Annotated in this window: 15 protein-coding genes and 1 pseudogene; 14 read left to right on the plus strand and 2 right to left on the minus strand. The window is 69.7% G+C overall.

The window, feature by feature from the left end:
- From ACWDZ7_RS40760 to ACWDZ7_RS40815, 12 genes are all read left to right on the plus strand, one after another.
- A partial coding sequence (locus tag ACWDZ7_RS40760) for an amino acid adenylation domain-containing protein (protein ID WP_451803818.1) occupies nt 1–4,238 on the plus strand: 4,238 nt, incomplete at its 5' end.
- 59 nt (nt 4,239–4,297) lie between these two features.
- Entirely contained in the window at nt 4,298–4,975 is a 678-nt protein-coding gene (locus ACWDZ7_RS40765; protein WP_451803819.1) for an FMN-binding negative transcriptional regulator, read from the plus strand.
- A 152-nt stretch (nt 4,976–5,127) separates the two neighbouring features.
- Nucleotides 5,128–6,438: a lysine N(6)-hydroxylase/L-ornithine N(5)-oxygenase family protein gene (locus ACWDZ7_RS40770; protein ID WP_451803820.1), complete on the plus strand. Its 1,311-nt coding sequence runs from the start codon at nt 5,128–5,130 to the stop codon at nt 6,436–6,438.
- A 39-nt stretch (nt 6,439–6,477) separates the two neighbouring features.
- On the plus strand, nt 6,478–6,705 hold the full coding sequence (locus tag ACWDZ7_RS40775) for an MbtH family protein (protein WP_451803821.1): 228 nt from the start codon (nt 6,478–6,480) through the stop codon (nt 6,703–6,705).
- 151 nt (nt 6,706–6,856) lie between these two features.
- On the plus strand, nt 6,857–7,684 hold the full coding sequence (gene ddaH, locus ACWDZ7_RS40780; RefSeq protein WP_451803822.1) for a dimethylargininase: 828 nt from the start codon (nt 6,857–6,859) through the stop codon (nt 7,682–7,684).
- 323 nt (nt 7,685–8,007) lie between these two features.
- Nucleotides 8,008–9,258 (plus strand): cytochrome P450, encoded by a 1,251-nt coding sequence (locus tag ACWDZ7_RS40785; RefSeq protein ID WP_451803823.1) that lies wholly within the window; start codon nt 8,008–8,010, stop codon nt 9,256–9,258.
- A gap of 223 nt (nt 9,259–9,481) precedes the next feature.
- The gene (locus ACWDZ7_RS40790; RefSeq protein WP_451803824.1) at nt 9,482–9,973 is read left to right on the plus strand and encodes an AAA family ATPase; all 492 of its coding nucleotides are present in this window, start codon (nt 9,482–9,484) and stop codon (nt 9,971–9,973) included.
- A 242-nt stretch (nt 9,974–10,215) separates the two neighbouring features.
- Nucleotides 10,216–11,244 (plus strand): N-acetyl-gamma-glutamyl-phosphate reductase, encoded by a 1,029-nt coding sequence (argC, locus tag ACWDZ7_RS40795; protein WP_451803825.1) that lies wholly within the window; start codon nt 10,216–10,218, stop codon nt 11,242–11,244.
- A gap of 85 nt (nt 11,245–11,329) precedes the next feature.
- Entirely contained in the window at nt 11,330–12,484 is a 1,155-nt protein-coding gene (gene argJ, locus ACWDZ7_RS40800; protein ID WP_451803826.1) for a bifunctional glutamate N-acetyltransferase/amino-acid acetyltransferase ArgJ, read from the plus strand.
- Entirely contained in the window at nt 12,481–13,443 is a 963-nt protein-coding gene (argB, locus tag ACWDZ7_RS40805; RefSeq protein WP_451803827.1) for an acetylglutamate kinase, read from the plus strand. Before argJ ends, argB begins: the two co-directional genes overlap by 4 nt.
- Nucleotides 13,440–14,645, plus strand: coding sequence for an acetylornithine transaminase (locus ACWDZ7_RS40810; protein WP_451803828.1), 1,206 nt, complete (start codon nt 13,440–13,442; stop codon nt 14,643–14,645). The genes argB and ACWDZ7_RS40810 overlap by 4 nt, the downstream gene beginning before the upstream one ends.
- 123 nt (nt 14,646–14,768) lie before the next feature.
- Complete coding sequence (locus ACWDZ7_RS40815; protein ID WP_451803829.1) at nt 14,769–16,295, plus strand: MFS transporter; 1,527 nt, start codon at nt 14,769–14,771, stop codon at nt 16,293–16,295.
- Between the two features lie 284 nt (nt 16,296–16,579).
- Here ACWDZ7_RS40815 and ACWDZ7_RS40820 read toward each other — a convergent pair whose 3' ends face one another.
- Together ACWDZ7_RS40820 and ACWDZ7_RS40825 are read right to left on the minus strand one after the other, a co-directional pair.
- Nucleotides 16,580–17,131 (minus strand): GNAT family N-acetyltransferase, encoded by a 552-nt coding sequence (locus ACWDZ7_RS40820; protein ID WP_451803830.1) that lies wholly within the window; start codon nt 17,129–17,131, stop codon nt 16,580–16,582.
- A 77-nt stretch (nt 17,132–17,208) separates the two neighbouring features.
- A complete protein-coding gene (locus ACWDZ7_RS40825) occupies nt 17,209–18,660 on the minus strand; it encodes a serine hydrolase domain-containing protein (RefSeq protein WP_451803831.1) in 1,452 nt (483 codons plus the stop codon).
- Nucleotides 18,661–19,239: 579 nt separating this feature from the next.
- Here ACWDZ7_RS40825 and ACWDZ7_RS40830 point away from each other — a divergent pair.
- Entirely contained in the window at nt 19,240–19,977 is a 738-nt protein-coding gene (locus ACWDZ7_RS40830) for a TetR/AcrR family transcriptional regulator (protein ID WP_451803832.1), read from the plus strand.
- 255 nt (nt 19,978–20,232) lie between these two features.
- Nucleotides 20,233–20,444, plus strand: a pseudogene (locus ACWDZ7_RS40835) (citramalate synthase); the annotation flags it as partial.

A 20,444-nucleotide genomic window follows, 5' to 3' on the forward strand; every position in this document is an offset into this window, starting at 1 on the left:
CCGCGCATTCCATGGGGCAGATCGGCTTCAACTACCTGGGCCGCTTCTCCTCCGCCGACATGCCCGAAGACCTCCGCGGCCTCGGCTTCACCCAGATAGCCGACCTCGACCTGGCCGCCGATCTGGACGCCGACATGCCCGCCATGTCGACGGTCGAGATCAACTCCGCGGTCATCGACACCGAGCTGGGAGCCCAGCTCGACGCCGTGGTCGGCTTCCCCAGGGGCCTGTTCACCCGGGCCGAGATCCAGGAACTGGCCGACCTGTGGTGCGCCGCGCTCGCCGCGGTGGCCCGGCACGCCACCGACCCGGCCGCCGGCGGCCTCACCCCCTCCGACCTGCCCCTGGTGAAGGTGAGCCAGCAGGAGATCGAAGCCTGGGAGAGCCGCTACCCGGGCGTCTCGGACGTCTGGCCGCTGACCGCGCTGCAATCCGGGCTGCTCTTCCAGTCCCTGCTGAACGACGACGACGCCATCGACGCCTACCAGATGCAGATCGCCTTCCACATCGCCGGACCGGTCGACCCCGCCCGCATGCGCGCCGCGGGCCAGGCCATCCTGGACCGCTACGCCAACCTGCGCACCGCCTTCGTCCACGACGCCGACGGCGACCAGGTACAGGTCGTCATCGACGGCCTCGAAGTGCCCTGGCAGGAGATCGACCTCAGCCATCTGCCCGACGACGAGCGCACAGCGGCGTTCGAGCGGTTCCTGGCCGAGGACCACCACCGGCACTTCGATCCGACCCGGCCGCCCCTGCTCCGCTTCGCCCTGCTCACCATGGGCCCGGAGAAGTCCGAACTGGTCCTGACCGCCCACCACGTACTGTTCGACGGCTGGTCCTTCCCGATCATCATGACCGACCTCCTGCGCCTGTACGGATCAAGCGGCGACGGCACGGTCCTGCCCAGGACCCGCGGTTACCGCGACTTCCTCGTCTGGCTCTCCCAGCAGGACCACGACGAGACCGCACGGGCCTGGACCCGCGAACTCGAAGGCGTCGACGAGCCCACCCTGGTCGCCCCCGTCACCGCCCGCCCCGGCGACGACGTGGACGACTCGGCCGCCGGCCAGGTCGACGTGGTCCTGCCCATGGACGAGGCCCGCCTGCTGAACCGGCGCGCCTCCGAGCTCGGCATCACCGTCAACACCCTGCTGCAAGGAGCATGGGCGGTCCTCATCGGCGAGCTGACCGGACGCCAGGACGTACTGTTCGGCGCGACCGTCTCCGGGCGGCCGCCGACGGTCACCGACGTCGACTCCATGGTCGGACTCTTCATCAACACCCTGCCGGTACGCGCCACTTACGGGCCCGGCGACACCCTCGCCGGCATGCTGCAGAACCTGCAGAAGCGGCAGGCGGCACTCCTGGACCACCACCACTACGGTCTCGCGGAGATCCACCGGACCACCGGGCTGAGTACGCTGTTCGACACCCTCGTGGTCTTCGAGTCCTACCCCGTGGACCAGGAGGGCCTCACCGACGCGAACACGGCGGGCGGCATCTCGTTCACCGGCATCCGCCCCTTCTCCGGCACCCACTACCCCCTGACGCTGATGGCCGACGCCGACCCCTACCTGCGGCTAGCCCTGCAGTACAAGGAGAGTGTCTTCGACCGGGCGACGGTGGAGTACCTGGCCGAAAGCCTGCAGCGTGTCCTGCGGCAGCTCGCGCAGGACCCCACCCGGCACATCGGCCAGGTGGAGGTGCTGGAGGCCGCCGAGCGCGACCGGCTGCTCCACCAGTTCAACCACGTCGACACCCCGACCCCCCAGGTGACGATTCCCGAACTGTTCGCGCAGCAGGTGGCAGCCACCCCCGACGCCGAGGCCGTGGTCTGCGACGGCGTCTCGCTCACCTACCAAGAGCTCGACACCCGGGCGGACCGGCTCGCCCGCGTGCTCACCGCCCAGGGCGTGGGCCCCGAGACGGTGGTGGCGGTGGCGCTGCCCCGCTCGACGGACCTCGTGGCCGGCCTCCTCGCGGTCCTCAAGGCCGGCGGCGCCTACCTGCCCATCGACCCGAAGTACCCCAGCCACCGGCTGGCGTACATCCTCACCGAGGCCGCCCCGCGGCTGATCCTCACCGACACGCAGACCGTGCCCGTACTGCCGGACACCGACCTTCCGCTGCTGCGCCTGGACGACCTGGACCTCTCCGCGGAGCAGGCCCCCGGCACCGACGGCGCGGCGCGAGCGGTCACCCTGCGGCCGCAGCAGCTCGCCTACGTCATGTACACCTCGGGCTCGACCGGGGCGCCCAAGGGCGTCGCCATCACCCACAGCAACGTCGTCAACGGCGTCCTGCGCCTGGCCGCCCGCATCGGGGCCGCACCGGGCCGCCGGATGCTGGCCGGCACCTCGGTGAACTTCGACGTCTCCGCCTTCGAGATCTTCACCACCTTGTGCACCGGCGGCATCGTCGAAGTCGTCCGTGACGTGCTCGCCCTGAGCGAGCGCGACGGCTGGGACGGCAACGTGATCAGCACCGTCCCCTCGGTCTTCGCCGAACTCGTCGACCAGCTCGCCGACCGGACCCACGTCGACACGCTGGTGTTCGCGGGCGAGGCCCTGCCCGCCGGTCTCGTCCAGCAGATCCGCGAGACCTTCCCCGGCGTGAAGATGGTCAACGCCTACGGGCAGAGCGAATCCTTCTACGCCACCACCTTCACCGTCCCGGACGTGGGGGAGTGGGACGGCTCCGGCAGCGCCCCGATCGGCTCGCCGCTGGGGCACGTACGCGCCTACGTCCTTGGTCCCGGTCTCGCACCGGTCAAGGTCGGCGTGGTCGGCGAGCTGTACATCGCCGGCGACGTCGGGCGCGGCTACCGCGGCCGGGCCGACCTGACCGCCGAGCGGTTCGTCGCGGGCCCCTTCGGGCCAGCCGGTGAGCGGATGTACCGCACCGGTGACCTGGCCCGTTGGAACGATCAGGGGCAACTGGAGTACGTGGGACGCGGCGACGCCCAGGTCAAGATCCGCGGGTTCCGCATCGAACCCGGTGAGGTCGAGGCCGCCCTCGTCGCCCATCCCGGCGTCGCCCAGGCCGCAGTCGTCGCACTGGAGGGGCGCGGCACCGGAAAGCAACTCGTGGGCTATGTCGTGGGCGCCGGACCCGAGGGCCCCGACGCCGACGAACTGCGTGAGTTCGCCACGGAGAGACTTCCGGCCTTCATGGTCCCCGCGGCCTTCATGGTCCTCGACCGGCTGCCGCTGACCCCCAACGGCAAGCTGGACCGGTCCGCCCTGCCCGCACCGGAGTTCTCGGGGCAGGAGTACCGGGCGCCCCGCACACCGGTCGAGGAGGCACTGGCGGAGCTGTTCGCCGACATCCTGGGCCTGGACCGGGTCGGAATCGACGACGACTTCTTCGCCCTGGGCGGGCATTCGCTCCTGGCCACCCGGCTCAACAGCCGTATCCGCACCCGGCTGGACGCGGTCCTGCCCATGCGGGCGGTGTTCCAGTCGCCCACGGTCGCCGAGCTCGCGGCATGCCTGGAGTCGAGTGACGAGACGGCGGAGAACGCCGACCCCTTCGCCCGGGTGCTCCCCATCAAGACCGGCGGGGACAAGGAGCCGCTGTGGTGGATCCACCTGGCCGGCGGCCTGGCATGGCCCTACCTGAATTTCACCAGCAGACTGCCTGCGGACCGTCCCTCCTACGGAATTCAGGCGCGCGGACTCGACGGTGAAACACCGCTCCCCGACCGCCTGGAAAACCTGGTGGACGACTACATCGAGCAGATATTCTCTTACCAGAAGCAAGGCCCTTACCACCTGATCGGCTGGTCGTTCGGCGGCGTGGTCGCCCACGCGATAGCCGCCGAATTGCAGAGCCGCGGCCACGAAGTGGCACTGCTCGGGCTTCTGGATTCCGCACCCAGTGGTCATTTCGCCGACAACGCGGACCTCGAACTCGCCCAGGTGCGCGGACTGCTCAGGGACCACATCGGAGACCTCGCCGACTCGGACGAGGAGCGCCTGCTCGAAATCGCCTCCGCCGTCGTCGTCAACAACGTCGACATGCTGAAGCGCTTCGAGCAGCCCGAGTACGACGGCGACGCCCTGTTCTTCAACGCCACGCGGAATCCCGAGGCGCCGTACATGGACCAGTGGAAGTCACACATCACCGGCACGCTGCGGGTGCACGACATCCCCGGCACCCACTACGAGATCTGCACGCCGGAGCACGCGCCGGCCGTCTGCGCGGCCGTCACCGACGCGCTCGACGCGCTCTGAGGCAGCACCCCCGGCCGAGCGATACCACCGACCTCGCATCGAAGGATGTGCTTTCTGAAATGTTCGTTCCCGCCCCCTACCGTCAGCCGTCCGCCTCCTGGATGGTGGACATCCTGCGCGGCAACCCGCTGGCGCTGATGACCTCCAACGGCCCGCGGGAAGCGGGCCCTTACGCCACGCACCTGCCGGTCATCCAGGACCCGGCGATGAGCGGGGAGTGGGCGGCCGATCTCTCCGGCGCCCAGCTGCTGGGCCACATGAACAGGGCCAATCCGCACTGGAAGGCCCTGGACGACGGCACCCCGGTCCTGCTGACGTTCACGGGCCCCCACGCCTACGTCTCGCCGACGGTGTATCAGGTCACCCCGGCCGCACCGACCTGGGACTTCACTTCCGTCCATGTGCACGGCGTGCTCCACAAGATCGAGCACGGCGAGGCCGGCGAGGAGACGCTGGAGATCGTCAGGGCCACGGTGCGCACCTTCGAGGCCGACTTCGGCAACGCCTGGGACATGTCCGACTCCCAGGACTACTTCCGCAAGATCCTTCCGGCGGTGGGCGGCTTCAGGATCGATGTGTCCGGCGCGGAAGGCATGTTCAAGCTCAGCCAGGAACAGGACCCGCACATCCGCGAGCGCGTCCGCGAGGACTTCGCGCACCGGGACTCCGACGCGCACCGCTCGGCCGCCCGGCTGATGGGCAAACTGCCGGCGCCCGGCTGCCCTCACGCAGTCTGAACAATGCCGCGCGGAATTCGATAACACTTATGCAATTCCAGCGCGCCCTGACATCGCAATGAAATACTGGTCATAATTTCCCGATACAAATATTGACCGGTACGCAATTCGTGCAGTAGCTTTCAGAAACCACCACCGGCGGGAGAATTGATATGGGAAGCACGGATGAAGTCTACGAGGTCGTCGGAATCGGCTTCGGCCCGTCCAACCTCTCACTGGCCGTAGCCCTGGAGGAGCACGAGAGCAACGAAAGCAGCCAGCCGATATCGGCTGCCTTCTTCGAGCGCCAGCCGACTCTCGGATGGCACCGCAACATGCTGCTCCCGTCGGCAAAAATGCAGATCTCCTTCCTGAAGGACCTGGCCACCTTCCGCAACCCGGCCTCGCGCTTCAGCTTCATCTCCTACCTGCACGCGGCCGGCAGGCTGGCCCAGTTCGTCAACAACCAGGAGTTCTTCCCCACCCGCCAGGAATTCCACGACTACCTCGAGTGGGCCGAGTCGAGCTTCGCCGACCGGGTCACCTACAGCTCCGAGGTGTTGTCCATCAAGCTTCCCCGGACCGACGGGCCGGCCGACCACGTGGAGGTCGAGATGCGGGACACCGGTTCCCGCGGCGAGACCCGCCTGGTCAAGGCCCGCAACATCGTCGTGTCCACGGGGCTCGTCCCCAAAATGCCCTCGGGCGTCGCCAGGGACGAACGCATATGGCACAGCTCGGAATTCCTCGAAAAATTCCGCAAGCTGGACCGGAGCACGGTGAAAAGGGTCGCTGTCGTCGGCGCCGGCCAGAGCGCCGCCGAGATCGTGCGGTTCCTCTACGACACGCTCCCGGACGCGACGGTCTCCGCGATCATGCCGTCCTACGGCTACTCCATCGCGGACGACACCCCCTTCGCCAACCGCATCTTCGACGCCGACGCGGTGGACGACTACTACCGCGGCAGCCAGCGGTCGAAGGACTCCTTCTGGCGCTACCACAAGAACACGAACTACGGGGTGGTGGACGACGAGGTCATCAGGGACCTGCACCAGCGTCAGTACGACGACGAGGTCCGTGGAACCCCCCGGCTCGAGTTCCTCAATCTCTCCCGCGTCGACAGCGTGAAGCAGACCGGCGAGGACGTCCGGCTCACGATGCACTCGGTGCGCGATGAAGAGACCTACCAGCTCGACGTCGACGTACTGATCTGCGCCACCGGCTACGACTCCATGGAGCCGACCGAGCTGCTGGGTGAGCTGGAAGGCCACTGCCTGCGCGACGAGGAGGGCCGGTTCCGCGTCGAGCGCGACTACCGGCTGGCCACCACCGCGGACGTGTCCTGCGGTGTCTACCTCCAGGGCGGCACCGAGCACACGCACGGACTGGCGTCCTCGCTCCTGTCGAACATCGCCATCAGGAGCGGCGAGATCGCCGACTCGATCGCCGAGAGGAGGAGCACCCGGCAGTACAACGCGGCATGAACACATGCCGCGGAGTTACCAGAAGATTTGGAGTTGCCCATGACCACCAACCCGTTCGACGACACCGACGGCCGGTTCTACGTCCTGGTGAACGACGAGGAGCAGTACTCGCTCTGGCCCACGTTCACCGATGTGCCCGCCGGCTGGCGCGTCGCGTACGGAGAGGAAGGCCGCCAGGAGTGCCTGGGATACATAGACCAGCACTGGACCGACATGCGGCCCAAGAGTCTGCGTGACGCGATGGAACGGGACACCGTCCGCGTCTGACCGCAGAGCCAAGGAAGGGAGACGGCGAGCGTGGGCCCGTCCCGGCCGACGACGCCCGTAACGGGCCCGGCTCGACCCTCCCGATTCCGGTGTGTGCCACCGCGCGTGCGCACCCCTACGCCAGTACTTGATCACCCCACCCGGAGATGACATGACTTCCGTATCGGTGCAGGACCGCAAGGCCACCCGGCGTCACTACCTGATGTGCCGCCCCGACCACTTCGACGTCAGCTACGCCATCAACCCCTGGATGGACCCGGCCAAGCCCGTCGACACCGAACTGGCTCTCATGCAGTGGGAGCTGCTCTACGCCCTCTACCGTTCCCTGGGCCACCGCGTGGACCTGGTCAACCCCGAGCCCGGCCTGCCCGACATGGTCTTCTCGGCGAACGGCGCCACCGTCGTGGACGGCAGGGTGCTGGGCGCCAAGTTCCTCAACACGGAACGGTCCGCCGAGGCCCCGGCCCACCGGGCCTGGTTCCGCGCCAACGGCTTCGCCGAGATATACGAACCCCAGTACGTCAACGAGGGCGAGGGGGACTTCGCCGTCACCGACAGCTGGATCCTGGCCGGCCGTGGCTTCCGCTGCACCCCCGAAGGCCACCGGGAGGCACAGGAGTTCTTCGGCCGCCCCGTGATCAGCCTCGAACTGGTCGACCCCCGCTTCTACCACCTGGACACCGCGCTGTGCGTCCTCGACGGCGACGAGGTCATGTACTACCCCGAGGCGTTCACACTCGGCAGCCGCGACGTGCTCGCCCGGCTCTTCCCCGACGCCCTGCTTGTCGGCCAGGAGGACGCGGACGTCCTCGGGCTCAACGCCGTCAGCGACGGCCTGAACGTCATCCTCCCCGAAGCGGCCCAGAAACTGGCCGGGCAACTGCGGGCCCGTGGCTTCCGTACGCATGGCACCGACCTCTCCGAACTGCTCAAGGGCGGCGGCAGCGTCAAATGCTGCACCCAGGAACTGCGTTTCTGAAGACGAAACGGCAGACGCGGGGCGCGACGCCACCCGCACGCCGCCCCCGCACGTGCGCGCCTTCCCCTCACCAGGGGCGGGCGCGCACCGGCATGTCCGGGCCCCAGCGCTGTTCAACTGTCCAAAATCCCGCTGCTGTACACCCGCCGGAAAACGGTTATGCCTGGTCAGAGCCATCTCCCCGGAAAACCGGTGCGACCGTCGGTACTTGTGGGGCCACCTCGCCCGCACCACTGTGGCGCCGGGACGTCCTACCGGCCACCTGGCCCTTTTCCGATCCTCGTACGACCACACCGACGCGGCCGCGTCCGAAGGGGAGCACCATGACCATCACGTCGCCCGAGACCGAGACCCACGCGCTGACCTCGGAGCTCGTCAGCGATCCCGTCCGCGGCTACATGGAGCTGCGCCGCCAGGCCCCGCTCGTCCGCGTGACCCTGCCCGACATCGAGACGCCCGTCTGGCTCATCACCGGCCAGCAGGACGCCAAGGCCGTACTGAGCGACCCGCGGTTCGTCAGGGACCAGGGCAAGGTGCCCGGCCTGGCCGAGGACGGACCGAGTATCGCCGAGCAGATGATCGAGGCGTACGGTCTGCCCGCGGAGTACCGCGACTACCTGGGCATCATGGTGCTGGCCGACGGCCCCGAGCACAGCCGGCTGCGGAACCTGGTGACCAAGTCGTTCACGGCCCGGCGCATCAACGCCCTGCGCCCCCGCCTGGAGCAGATCACCAAGGAGCTGATCACCCCCCTCGCCGCGAAGCGGCAGGCCGAACTCCTGGAGGACGTCGGCTACCCGCTCGCCTCCACGGTCATCTGCGCGCTCATCGGAATCGACGAACCCGACGTGCCCCAGATGCGGACCTGGATCCGCGAGTACGCCTCCGGTGACATCGAACTGGTCATACCGGCCCTGCGGAACATGGTCGAGCATTCCAAGGACCTCATCGCCCGACGCACCGCCGAGCCCGCCGGCGACCTCGTCTCCGGCTGGATCACCTCCGGCAAGGACGACCCCGACGGTCTGACCGAGACCGAGATGGTCGCCCTGATCCTCCTCCTGATCAACACCGGCATCACGCCACCCGCGCTCTTCATCGCCAGCTCGGTGCTGGCCCTCCTCGACCACCCCGAGCAGCTCGCCCGGCTCCGGGCCGAACCCGAACTCCTGGGCCGCGCCGTGCCCGAGCTGCTCCGCTTCACCTCGCCGGTTCCCATGGGCGCCCCGCTGTACGCGACGCAGGACCTGGAGGTCGCGGGAATGCCGGTCAAGAAGGGCGAGGCGGTGACGAGCGCCCTGCTCGCCGCGAACTTCGACCCCGACGAGTACCAGGCGCCCGAGAGCCTGGACATCACCCGTGACCTGGGGCGCGGTGTGGGCCATGTGGCGTTCGGGCACAGCGCCCACTACTGCATCGGAGCGGCGCTCGCCCGCCTCGAGGCGGAGGTCGTCCTGGACGAGCTGCTGATCCGGCACCCGCAGCTCACGCTCGGCGTCGCACGGGACGAACTGGAGTACTTCGACCTCCCGGGAGAAGGACGCCACCTGCGCGGACTCCCGGTGACCTTCTGAGACAGCCGGTCGCGCGAAAGGCGCCCGGGCAGGGAGAACCCCCCTGCCCGGGCGCCTTTCGCCGTCTTTCCGGGCGGCCATATCCCGCCAGACGTTCCGCTCTCCCAGAAGTTGGCCACTGCAGCTTCCAGGCGGCATTGCGGTAAAACCGTGCTGACGCCTCGCCGGCGTGTGCCGTCGCCCCCGGCCGGGGCGTCGCCCCGCCATCCGCATTGGAGACGCCGTGACCGACACCCTCTTCACCACTCCGGTCCTCATCGTGCTGCTGGGCCCGGCCGGCAGCGGCAAGAGCACGACCGCCGCCGCCTGGCCGCCCGAGAGCGTCCTGGAACTGGACACCTTCCGCGAGCTCGTCAGCGACGAGGTCCCGGCGCCGGAGGTGACCGAGGAAGCCGTCCACGCACTGGGAACGGTGGTCGAAAGGCGGCTGGCGCGTCGCCTGACGACGGTCGTGGACGCCGACCACACCGAGGCGGCGGTCCGCTCCAAACTCCTCACCCTCGCCGAGCGGTACGACATCCCCACGGTCGCCCTGGTCATGACCACTCCGCTGCAACTGTGTCTGGACCGCAACGCCCTGCGCCCCGCTCATCAGCGGCTGCCGAAGGACGTCGTGCGGGAGCAGTACGCCCAGGCCCTCGACGCCACTCCCAGTCTCCGTGCGGAGGGGTTCGACCACATCGAGGCTCTCTTCGGTGGCGAAGCACGCGTGTGACCGCGGGTGTTCAGTGGTGCTCCCGTGACCTGTCGGCGACCGGCGAGACCGCGGTGCCGACAGGGCGTGGTGATGCGCCGGCCGCGCGGAAAGCGCACGCCAGAAGTGCCGGACGGGATTTCGGCCACCGCTCTTCACCGCCCACAAACCTGTCATGAGAACTTGTCATGAGCATGACTTATCTGGTTGTGGGTGCCCTTCCCCTGATGCACAGTCATGCCGTCGCTGACCAGGAGGGGAACATGACCGTGCGGATAGCAGTGGCGGGGGCGAGCGGTTACGCGGGCGGGGAAGCCCTGCGTCTGCTGCTCGGACACCCCGAGGCGGAGATCGGTGCCCTGACCGGCAACGCGAACGCGGGGCAGCTCCTGGGCACGCTCCAGCCACACCTGGCCCCGCTGGCGGACCGGATCCTGGAGCCCACCACCGCCGAGACGCTCAGCGGCCACGACGTCGTCTTCCTCGCCCTGCCGCACGGCCAGTCGGCCACCATCGCCGAGCGGTTGGGCGAGAACGTACTGGTGGTCGACATGGGGGCCGACTTCCGCCTGGCGGACGCCGCGGACTGGGAACAGTTCTACGGCTCCCCACACGCCGGAACCTGGCCCTACGGCCTGCCCGAGCTGCCCGGCAACCGCACCGCGCTGAAGACGACCACCCGCATCGCGGTACCCGGCTGCTACCCGACCGCCGTCTCGCTGGCCCTCTTCCCCGCCTACGCCACCGGCCTCGCCGAGGCCGAAGCCGTGATCACCGCCGCCTCGGGAACCTCGGGCGCGGGCAAGTCCCCCGAGGCACACCTCCTCGGCAGCGAGGTGATGGGCTCCATGAGGCCGTACGGCGTCGGCGGCGGCCACCGGCACACCCCCGAGATGATCCAGAACCTCAGCGCCGTGGCGGGAGAGCGGATCACCGTCTCCTTCACCCCCACCCTCGCCCCGATGGCCCGCGGCATCCTCGCCACCTGCAGCGCCGCCGCCAAGCCCGGCGTCACCGCCGCCGACGTGCGCACCGCGTACGAGAAGGCATACGCGGGGGAGCCGTTCGTCCGCCTGCTGCCCGACGGGCAGTGGCCCGCCACCGCGTCCGTGCACGGCTCCAACGCCGCCCAGGTCCAGGTCGCCTACGACGAGGCGACCCGCCGCATCATCGCGATCAGCGCCATCGACAACCTCGTCAAGGGCACGGCGGGCGGCGCGATCCAGAGCATGAACATCGCCCTCGGGCTCCCCGAGGCGACCGGACTTTCCACGATCGGAGTCGCACCGTGAGCGACGCACGCGCGGTCCGCGGGCCGCGGACCACCACGAACCCCGCGCCTTCGCACCGCGCGGGAGAAGCGAACGAGGAGACCCAGTGAGCGTCACGGCAGCAAAGGGATTCACGGCGGCCGGGACAGCCGCCGGCATCAAGGCCAACGGCACCCCGGACCTGGCCCTCGTGGTCAACACCGGGCCGCGCCGCGCCGCCGCGGGCGTCTTCACCTCCAACCGCGTCAAGGCCGCCCCCGTCAAGTGGTCCCAGCAGATCCTCAAGGGCGGACGCGTCACCGCGGTCGTCCTCAACTCCGGCGGTGCCAACGCCTGTACCGGCCCGCAGGGTTTCCAGGACACCTGCACCACGGTGACGACGGCCTCCCGCGCCCTGGGAGGAATCCCCACGCACGAGATCGCGGTCGCCTCCACCGGACTGATCGGCGTCCGCCTCCCCATGGACAAGCTGCTGCCGGGCGTCGAGCGCGCCGCGCGGGAACTGTCGGCGCACGGCGGCGAGAAGGCCGCCATCGCGATCAAGACCACGGACACGGTGCACAAGACCAGCGTGTACGAGGGAACCGGCTGGACCGTCGGCGGCATGGCCAAGGGCGCGGGCATGCTCGCCCCCGGCCTGGCCACCATGCTCGTCGTCCTCACCACCGACGCCGACGTCGACGCCACGCGCCTCGACGCCGCCCTGCGCGAGGCCACCCGCCTCACCTTCGACCGCGTCGACTCCGACGGCTGCATGTCGACCAACGACACGGTGCTGCTGCTCGCCTCCGGCGCCTCCGGAACCGTTCCGGACGACGAAGAGTTCGCCGAGGCCGTCCGCGCCGTCTGCGACGACCTGGCCCGGCAGCTCATCGCTGACGCCGAGGGAGCCAGCAAGGAGATCCGGATCGAGGTGGTGAACGCCGACAGCGAGGCCGACGCCGTGGAGGTCGGCCGGACCATCGCCCGCAACAACCTCCTCAAGTGCGCCATCCACGGCGAGGACCCCAACTGGGGCCGGGTCCTGTCCGCCATCGGCACGACGCGGGCCGTCTTCGATCCCGGCCGGCTCAACGTCGCCATCAACGATGTCTGGGTGTGCCGGGACGGCTCCGTGGGCGAGGACCGCGCCAAGGTCGACATGCGCGGCCGCGAGGTCCGGATCACCGCCGACCTCGCCGCCGGCACCGCCTCGGCCGTCATCTGGGCCAACGACCTCACCGCCGAGTACGTCCACGAGAACAGCGAGTACTCCTCATGACCGTGCTGACCTCCCTCACCCCCACCGGAATGGCCGCTGCCCGCAAGCACACCGCCCTTCCCAAGGCCGACGCCCTCGTCGAGGCACTGCCGTGGCTCGCACGCCACCGGGGCAAGACCGTCATCATCAAGTTCGGCGGCAACGCCATGGTCGACGACCAGCTCAAGGCGGCCTTCGCCGAGGACATCCTCTTCCTGCACCACGCCGGCCTCAGACCCGTCGTCGTGCACGGCGGAGGCCCGCAGATCAACAAGCAGCTCGACAGACTCGGACTCGCCTCCCACTTCACCGCCGGGCTGCGGGTGACCACGGACGAAACCATGGACGTGGTGCGGATGGTGCTGGCCGGCCAGGTCCAGCGGGAACTCGTCGGACTGCTCAACCGGCACGGACCGCACGCCGTCGGAATGACGGGCGAGGACGCCCGTCTGATGACCGCGGGCCGGGCCTACGCCGAGATCGACGGCGAGCGCGTGGACATCGGCCGCGTCGGCGAGATCACCGGCATCGACGCCGGAGTCGTCCGCGCCCTCCTGGACGACGGCCGCATCCCCGTCATCTCCTCCATCGCCCGCAGCACCGACGACGCCGACGCCGCCGAGGGCGGCGTCTACAACGTCAACGCCGACACCGCCGCCGCAGCCCTGGCCGCCGCGCTCGGCGCCGAGGTGCTGATGATCCTCACGGACGTCGAGGGCCTCTACCGCGACTGGCCGCACAGCGACGAGGTCATCTCCCGCCTGACCGGCCAGGAACTGAAGGCCCTGCTCCCCGAACTGGCCAGCGGCATGATCCCCAAGATGCGGGGCTGCCTCCACGCCGTCAGCAACGGTGTCCGCAGCGCCCGGGTGATCGACGGCCGCGTACGGCACTCGGTCCTGCTGGAGATCTTCACCGACGAAGGCATCGGCACGATGGTCGTGCCCGACGACGAGCCGGCCGAAGGCGCGGCCGCGTGAACGGCGTCTTCGGCAACGCCGGACTCGCCCGCCGCTGGCAGGGCGCCATGATGGACAACTTCGGCACCCCGCGGCTCGCGCTCGTCCGCGGCGAGGGCACCCGCGTGTGGGACGCCGACGGCCGGGAGTACCTGGATCTGCTCGGCGGCATCGCGGTCAACGCCCTGGGCCACGCCCACCCCGCCGTGGTGCAGGCCGTGACACACCAGGTGGCCGCGCTCGGCCACGTCTCCAACCTCTTCGTGTCCGAACCGACCGTGGCACTGGCGGAGCGCCTCCTCGGCCTGACCGGCCGCACCGGTCGTGTCTACTTCGCCAACTCCGGCGCCGAGGCCAACGAGGCCGCGTTCAAGATCGGCCGGCTCACCGGCCGCACGCACATGGTCGCCGCCACCGGAGGCTTCCACGGCCGCACCATGGGCGCCCTGGCCCTGACCGGCCAACCCGCCAAGCGCGACCCCTTCCACCCCCTGCCCGGTGACGTCACCTTCGTCCCCTACGGCGACACGGAGGCGCTGTGTGCCGCGGTCACCCACGACACCGCGCTGGTCATCCTCGAACCCGTCCAGGGCGAGGCCGGCGTCCGCGTGCCCCCCGCCGGCTATCTCACCGCGGCCCGCGAGATCACGGACGCGACCGGCACCCTGCTGGTTCTCGACGAGATCCAGACGGGCATCGGGCGCACCGGCCACTGGTTCGCGGCCCAGGCCGAGGGCGTCGAGGCCGACGTCGTCACCCTCGCCAAGGGACTGGGCGGCGGCCTGCCCATCGGGGCCACGCTCGCCTTCGGAGCCGCGGCGCGGCTCCTCGCCCCGGGCACCCACGGCTCCACCTTCAGCGGCAACCCGGTGGTGTGCGCGGCCGCCCTCGCCGTGCTGTCCACCATCGCCGACGCCGGGCTGCTGGACCATGTGCGGCGCACCGGTGAGCGACTGCGGCGCGGGATCGAGGACCTGGGCGACCCTCTGGTCAAGGAGGTACGGGGAGCCGGGCTCCTCCTGGGGATCGTGCTGAGCGAGGACGCCGCACCGCTCGTGCAGCAGGCGGCCCAGGAAGCGGGACTGCTGGTGAACGCCGCCGCGGCGGACGTCATCCGGCTGGCCCCGCCGCTGATCCTCTCCGATCGCGACGTCGACCTGTTCCTGCTCCGGCTGCCGGGCGTCCTGCGCGCCGTTGCCGCCGCGCGACCGGCCGCGGTGTGACCGCACTGCAACAAGAGAGACTGAAAAGGGGCTAGAAAAAACCGCGAAGTTGGTTTGTAATTTGCTGGTAGCCCTTCCTGTCGGCTCTGGTCGCCGGGCTCACGCCATTCGAAAGGTTGAATGATGGAACGTCACCCACGACGCTGGCTCATCCTGGTCGTGCTGTGTCTCAGTACGCTCGTGCTGGTGATCGACAATATGGTGCTCACCGTCGCGGTTCCGACGATCACTGAGGATCTGCAGGCCAGTGCTCAGGACATCCAGTGGGTCCTCGAGTCGTACATGCTGGTCTTCGCCGGCCTCCTGCTGACCGCGGGAAGCCTGTCCGACAAGTTCGGCCGGCGCAAGGTGATGATCATCGGCCTCGCGATCTTCGGCGCGGCCTCCCTCATCGGCATGGTCGCCGCCACGCCCGAGCAACTCATCCTCGGCCGTGTCCTGATGGGCGTCGGCGGTGCGCTGGTGATGCCGAGCACCCTGTCGATCCTGATCACCGTCTTCGACGAGGCCGAGCGGCCCAAGGCGATCGCCGCCTGGAGCGCGGTGGCCATGGTCGGCCTGGTCGGCGGCCCGGTCCTCGGCGGCGCCCTCCTCGCCCACTACTGGTGGGGAGTGGTCTTCCTCATCAACGTGCCGATCGCCGTGCTCGCCATCCTGGCGGCCATGGTGCTGATGCCGGAGTCCAAGGGGCCCTGGCGCAAGGCCGACCCGGTCGGCATGGTGCTGTCCGTCGTCGGCGTGGGCGCCCTGGTGTGGACGATCAACGAACTGCCCAAGGGCGGCCTCAACCACACCGGCACCCAGTTCTCGCTCGCGGTGACCGTGCTCGCCCTCGTCGGGTTCGCGGTCTGGGAGAAGCGCCACGACTCCCCGATGGTTCCGCTCGCCCTGTTCCGCGACCGGGTCTTCACCGGCGCGAGCTTCTCCCTCGTCCTGCTGACGCTGGCCAACGGCGGCCTGATGCTCGTACTCACCCAGTACCTGCAATTCGTCCTCGGCTACACCCCCACCGAGACGGGCCTCGCCTTCACCCCGCTGGCCGTCGCCACCCTGGTGTTCAACACGCTGGGCGCCTCGCTGATCGCCAAGACGGGCACCCGGGCCATGGCGGTCCTCGGCCTGCTGGTCATCGCCTCCGGCTTCGGACTGCTCTCGACGCTCTCCGTCGGCGACAGCTGGACTGTCCTGGCCGGCTCGATGTGCCTGATGGGCGCGGGCAGCGGCCTGGCGATGCCCGCGGCCATGGCGGCCATGATGGGCGCCGTCCCCGAGGAGCACGCGGGCGTCGGCTCCGCGCTGAACGACACCATTCAGCAGGCCGGCGCGGCACTCGGCGTCGCCATCCTCGGCGCCGTCATGACCCACACGTTCACCAGCAACATGCCGGCCGACGCCCCGCAGGCCGCCCGCGAGTCGATCGGCGAGGCGCTCGCTGTGGCCGACTCCCGGCCGGGCCTGCTGAAGTTCGTCAACGACGCCTTCACCGACGGCATGTCCGCCAGCTTCCAGGTCGGCGCGGCCGGCGTGGTGGGCGCCGCCGTCCTGGCCTTCTTCCTCATGCGCGCACGCAAGGACGACGTCTCTGTCACGCCGGAGCCGACGGAGGAGGTGGACGACACCACCAAGGGTCAGGTCCTGACCACGCACTGAAGCGACGCGGCCAAAGAGCGGCGATCGCGGTCTTTGAGGCGAAGCCTCGGCCGCGTTCACCGCTCTCGCCATGTGCGCGCCAGACCCGGCGGAGGCGAAGGCGGCGGCCGAGCACGGCCCTCCGCGCCGCCTTCGCGGTCGTACGCGATGCCGTGGACGCCGAGATAGAAAACCGCCAAGCGGTTTTCAAGTGCCCGAAACGGCAGGGTTGCACACCCTGCCCACGCCGAGATCAGGCGTTCCGGTCGGTGAGGAGCACCGCCGGCCAGGACGGAGAGCGGTGATCAGAGCGGCGAGAGAATCATCAGGATCTGGTCCTGGTCATTGCCCGGACCGAGCCGGAAGGCCGCCGGCCAGCGGCCCACTTCGTGCCACCCGAGCCGCCCGTAGAAGTTCTCCAGGCCCTGCCCGCCCCGTGCGGTCAGATGAAGCTGCTCCAGGCCCATGTCGTCCCGGGCGACTCGGCGGGCCTCGCGCATCAGGGCGGAGCCGACACCGAGACCGCGGACGGCGGTACGTGTCTGCACATGGTGCAGGGTTCCCCAGTGCGCGACCAGCTCGGAAGGATCACGCCGTACGTTGAGCCAGCCCACGAGCTCCTCGCCCAGCCAGGCCGTCACGAGGCGGCTGGCCACGGGGGTCAGGCGGCTGACGAGGCGGTCGACGGCCGGGGCGGCATGGCGTGCGTCGATGGGCGGTACGTGGAAGCCCGCGGCACCCCCCGCGTTGGTGACCTCGATCCAGCACTCGGTGAGAGCTTGGCGCAGCGCGGGAGTGACATCGTCGGGAGAGGAGGAGAGGCGCAGCGTGGGGAGTCTGGTGGCGAGACTGGTCATCCCCCGATCCTGCACGGAGGGCAGCGTGCCTCGCCAGAGACGCACGTCCGTACACCGCCACGCGGCGCGCCAGGGTGTCAGGCGACCTTGGGGGCCGCCCTCATCCCGATGTACACGCACGCCGTGCCGTCGGCCAGGGTGGAGAAGACGACCGGCATCCAGTCGGCGCTGTAGGCACCGCTGCCGGGCCCGGCGAAGACCGTCGCGGAGACCGGGGTGAGGTCCATCTCCAGCGGTGGCGAGAAGTCCTTCATGCCGTCGACGAACGCGTACACCAGGTGGGCCGTGCCGCCCTGTTCGGTGACGGTGATCTCGACGCCCTCGCGCTTGTACGTGCCGCACAGCGGAGCGGGATCCACCACGGGCGGCTGTGCGGGCGGCGCGAAGGGGGCGGGCATCCGCACCCCGGCGAGATCGTGGAGCAACTCGTCGAAGAGGTCCGCGTAGAGCTGGCGGGCGTCACCGCCGTTGGTGAGCAGGACGAGCGCCACGCCCGCCGAGGGCACCACGCGCAGGAAGCCGTACTGGCCGATGGAGGCGCCGTCGTGCCCGAAGCCCGGGGTGCCGGCCCAGTCGTACAACGTCCACCCGAGGCCCCAGCCGTCGGCGCTGACCGTCCACTTGTCGGGGACGTCCACCTCGCGCTGCTGCATCGCGGCGACGCTGCGCGGGCTGAGCACCTGGACGCCTTGGGGGGTCTTGCCGTTCTCCAGGTGCATCCTGGTCAGACGGGCCACGTCGCCGGCGGTGGCGAGCACCCGCCCGTAGGGGCCGGCGGAGCGCGGCATGAGGTCCCATGCGGGGGCGGGAGCAGGATCTTCTCCCAGCTCACCCAGGTGACCCATCGCGGCCCGGTGGGCGAGTGCCTCCTCGGGGAGCGTCATGGTGCCCGCGAGGCCGAGCGGGGTCAGGAGCCGTTCCTTGAGCGCCTCGTCCCAGGTCTGGCCCGTGAGGACCTCGACGATACGGCCGAGCACGTTGTAACCGAGGCTGCTGTAGGAGACGGCGGTGCCGGGCGGGCAGTCGAGGCCCACGTCCTTGGCGGCCTCCACATAGCGGGCCAGGCAGTCGTCGCCCCGACCCGAGTCGTAGGTGAAGTCGCAGGTCAGCCCGCTGGTGTGGGAGAGCAGCTGCCGCGTGGTGATGGTGCGGGTGGCCTCCTCGTCGGCGACGACGAAGTCCGGCAGCACCTTCCGTACCGGGGCGTCGAGGTCGAGCGCGCCCGAGTCCACGAGCTGCATGATCAGGGTGGCGGTGTAGATCTTGGCGAGGGAACCGAGCTGGAACACCGAATCGGGGGTCGCGTCCACTCCGGTGCCGCGGTGCAGAACGCCGCTCGCCAGTTCCCGGACCTCTCCGTCGACGAGGACAGCCAGCGTGGCGCCCGGAACATGGTGAGTGATGCGGAGTTGGTCGAGCCGTGCCTGCCAGTGACCCAAGTACAGCTTGTGGCCGTCGGAGTCCCTCGTCCCCCAGTCGCCCTTGGCCGACCAGTTGCCCTGCGCGTCCCAGCTCAGGTTCTTCGGCATAGCTGCTCCCTCGGTGATGCGGATGACGTTCTCAATATGCGAACACTGTACGCACGTGGGCGCAGCGTTCGCAATGGTGTGTCTTGTATGCGCGCTTCCGGGGCGCCCCCGTCCCGGACCGGGACCTGGAAGCGCCGCCCGCCCCGGCGGGGGTGGCCCGCGCGGGTGCCCTGCCCGCCCCCGTGTGGATCGCATGGGGGCGCCGGGGCGGAGGCTGTGATCTTGATCGTAAAGTGCGGGCCCCAGGAAGCGGAAGGCGCTCAACCGGTATACGGAATCCCCCCGTCCTCCGGCGAGCGGGCGCGGACGGAAGGCGACGTTAAGGGCCCACAGGCAAGGGTTTCGAGGTACGAACTGCTGTGCGTGCCGGGCCGATGGCGCAAAGCCGTGGTACCCGGCCGGCACTCGGCAGGCGTGACCCCGCGGAACCGTGAAGCGGCCCTTCCCCGCTCGCCGCTATTGGCGCGAAGGCGCGCTTACCCCTCCGGCGGAACCGAAGCGAGCACTGCGCACGACGTACCCTATTGCGCACACCATGGGCTAGGGTGGTGGGTGACGAGAAGAAGGGCGAGGACACACATGCAGCAGGCCAACCAGCAGCCGATCCCCTCCGTATGGACCCGCCCCCGCCGTCGGCGGGAACCACTGACCCGCGAACGCATCGTGGCAGAAGCCGTGCAACTGCTGGACGCCGAAGGAATCGAAGCGCTCAGCATGCGCAGCCTCGGCAACCGGCTGAACGCCGGGGCCACATCGATCTACCGCCACGTGGCCAACCGGGACGAGCTCATCGAACTGGTCGTCGACGAGGTCTACGGCGAACTGCGCATCCCGGCCGCCGCGGACGAGTCCGAATGGCGGGCCGCCGCCGTGGACGCCGCCAACAGCCTGCGAGCCATGGCGCTGCGACACCCCTGGGTCGCCTCCGTACTCGGTCAGGTGGGCCTGTCCCACCTCGGCCCCAACGTGATGCGGATGTCGGACCAGATGCTCGCCATCTTCGAAGCCGCCGGATTCCCCTCACGCGAGACCGACCGGGTCATGAGCACCCTCGTCTCCTACGTCATCGGCATGGCCACCTCCGAGGCCGCGTACCTGTCGATGATCGCCCGCAGCGGCAGCACCGAGCGGGAGTGGGTGGACAGCCTGTACCCGGCCCTCGAGGAAGCCACCCGCGATCACCCGCGCCTGGCGGAAGGACACGCGGCCCAGCGGGACAAGGACCCCGGCAAGGTCCGCGACGAGACCTTCGACTACGGACTCCAGCGCACCCTCGACGGGCTGGAGGCCCGCCTCGCCCACCACAGGTCCGCCTGACCGCACCGGGCCGGAACACGATCCCGCCGCGGCGCGAACACACGTCAGGGGAACACTGAACGACCGCTTGAACAAGGCCTGTTGGCTCTCCCTCGCGAGTACCGTGTCGAACGCCATCAAAGACACACACGAGGACGAGGAGGCCACCGTGGAAGTGTCAGGTCTTCCCCAAGCACCGACAGGCAGAAGCACCCTCCGCACACCGTCACCGCCCGACGCCACCCCGCGGAGCGCCAAGACCCGAGTCCGGCCGACATGAACGGCACGGCTGGCTCACCCCATCGCACCACCGCGGCCCGGACCGACGATTCGTTCCATGTCTTCGACACGACGCTGCGCGACGGCGCGCAGCGTGAAGGCATCAGCCTCACTGTCGCGGACAAGCTGGCCATCGCCCGGCATCTGGACGACTTCGGCGTGGGCTTCATCGAGGGCGGCTGGCCCGGCGCCAACCCGCGCGACACCGA

It is taken from the genome of Streptomyces sp. NPDC003032, assembly GCF_053591415.1.

What these genes read in the sequence shown, in the direction of transcription:
- ACWDZ7_RS40765 (WP_451803819.1), top strand. Translation starts at nt 4,298, where the DNA reads ATGTTCGTTCCCGCCCCCTACCGTCAGCCGTCCGCCTCCTGGATGGTG.
- ACWDZ7_RS40770 (WP_451803820.1), top strand. Translation starts at nt 5,128, where the DNA reads ATGGGAAGCACGGATGAAGTCTACGAGGTCGTCGGAATCGGCTTCGGC.
- ACWDZ7_RS40775 (WP_451803821.1), top strand. Translation starts at nt 6,478, where the DNA reads ATGACCACCAACCCGTTCGACGACACCGACGGCCGGTTCTACGTCCTG.
- ddaH (WP_451803822.1), top strand. Translation starts at nt 6,857, where the DNA reads ATGACTTCCGTATCGGTGCAGGACCGCAAGGCCACCCGGCGTCACTAC.
- ACWDZ7_RS40785 (WP_451803823.1), top strand. Translation starts at nt 8,008, where the DNA reads ATGACCATCACGTCGCCCGAGACCGAGACCCACGCGCTGACCTCGGAG.
- argC (WP_451803825.1), top strand. Translation starts at nt 10,216, where the DNA reads ATGACCGTGCGGATAGCAGTGGCGGGGGCGAGCGGTTACGCGGGCGGG.
- argB (WP_451803827.1), top strand. Translation starts at nt 12,481, where the DNA reads ATGACCGTGCTGACCTCCCTCACCCCCACCGGAATGGCCGCTGCCCGC.
- ACWDZ7_RS40815 (WP_451803829.1), top strand. Translation starts at nt 14,769, where the DNA reads ATGGAACGTCACCCACGACGCTGGCTCATCCTGGTCGTGCTGTGTCTC.
- ACWDZ7_RS40820 (WP_451803830.1), bottom strand. Translation starts at nt 17,131, where the DNA reads ATGACCAGTCTCGCCACCAGACTCCCCACGCTGCGCCTCTCCTCCTCT.
- ACWDZ7_RS40825 (WP_451803831.1), bottom strand. Translation starts at nt 18,660, where the DNA reads ATGCCGAAGAACCTGAGCTGGGACGCGCAGGGCAACTGGTCGGCCAAG.
- ACWDZ7_RS40830 (WP_451803832.1), top strand. Translation starts at nt 19,240, where the DNA reads ATGCAGCAGGCCAACCAGCAGCCGATCCCCTCCGTATGGACCCGCCCC.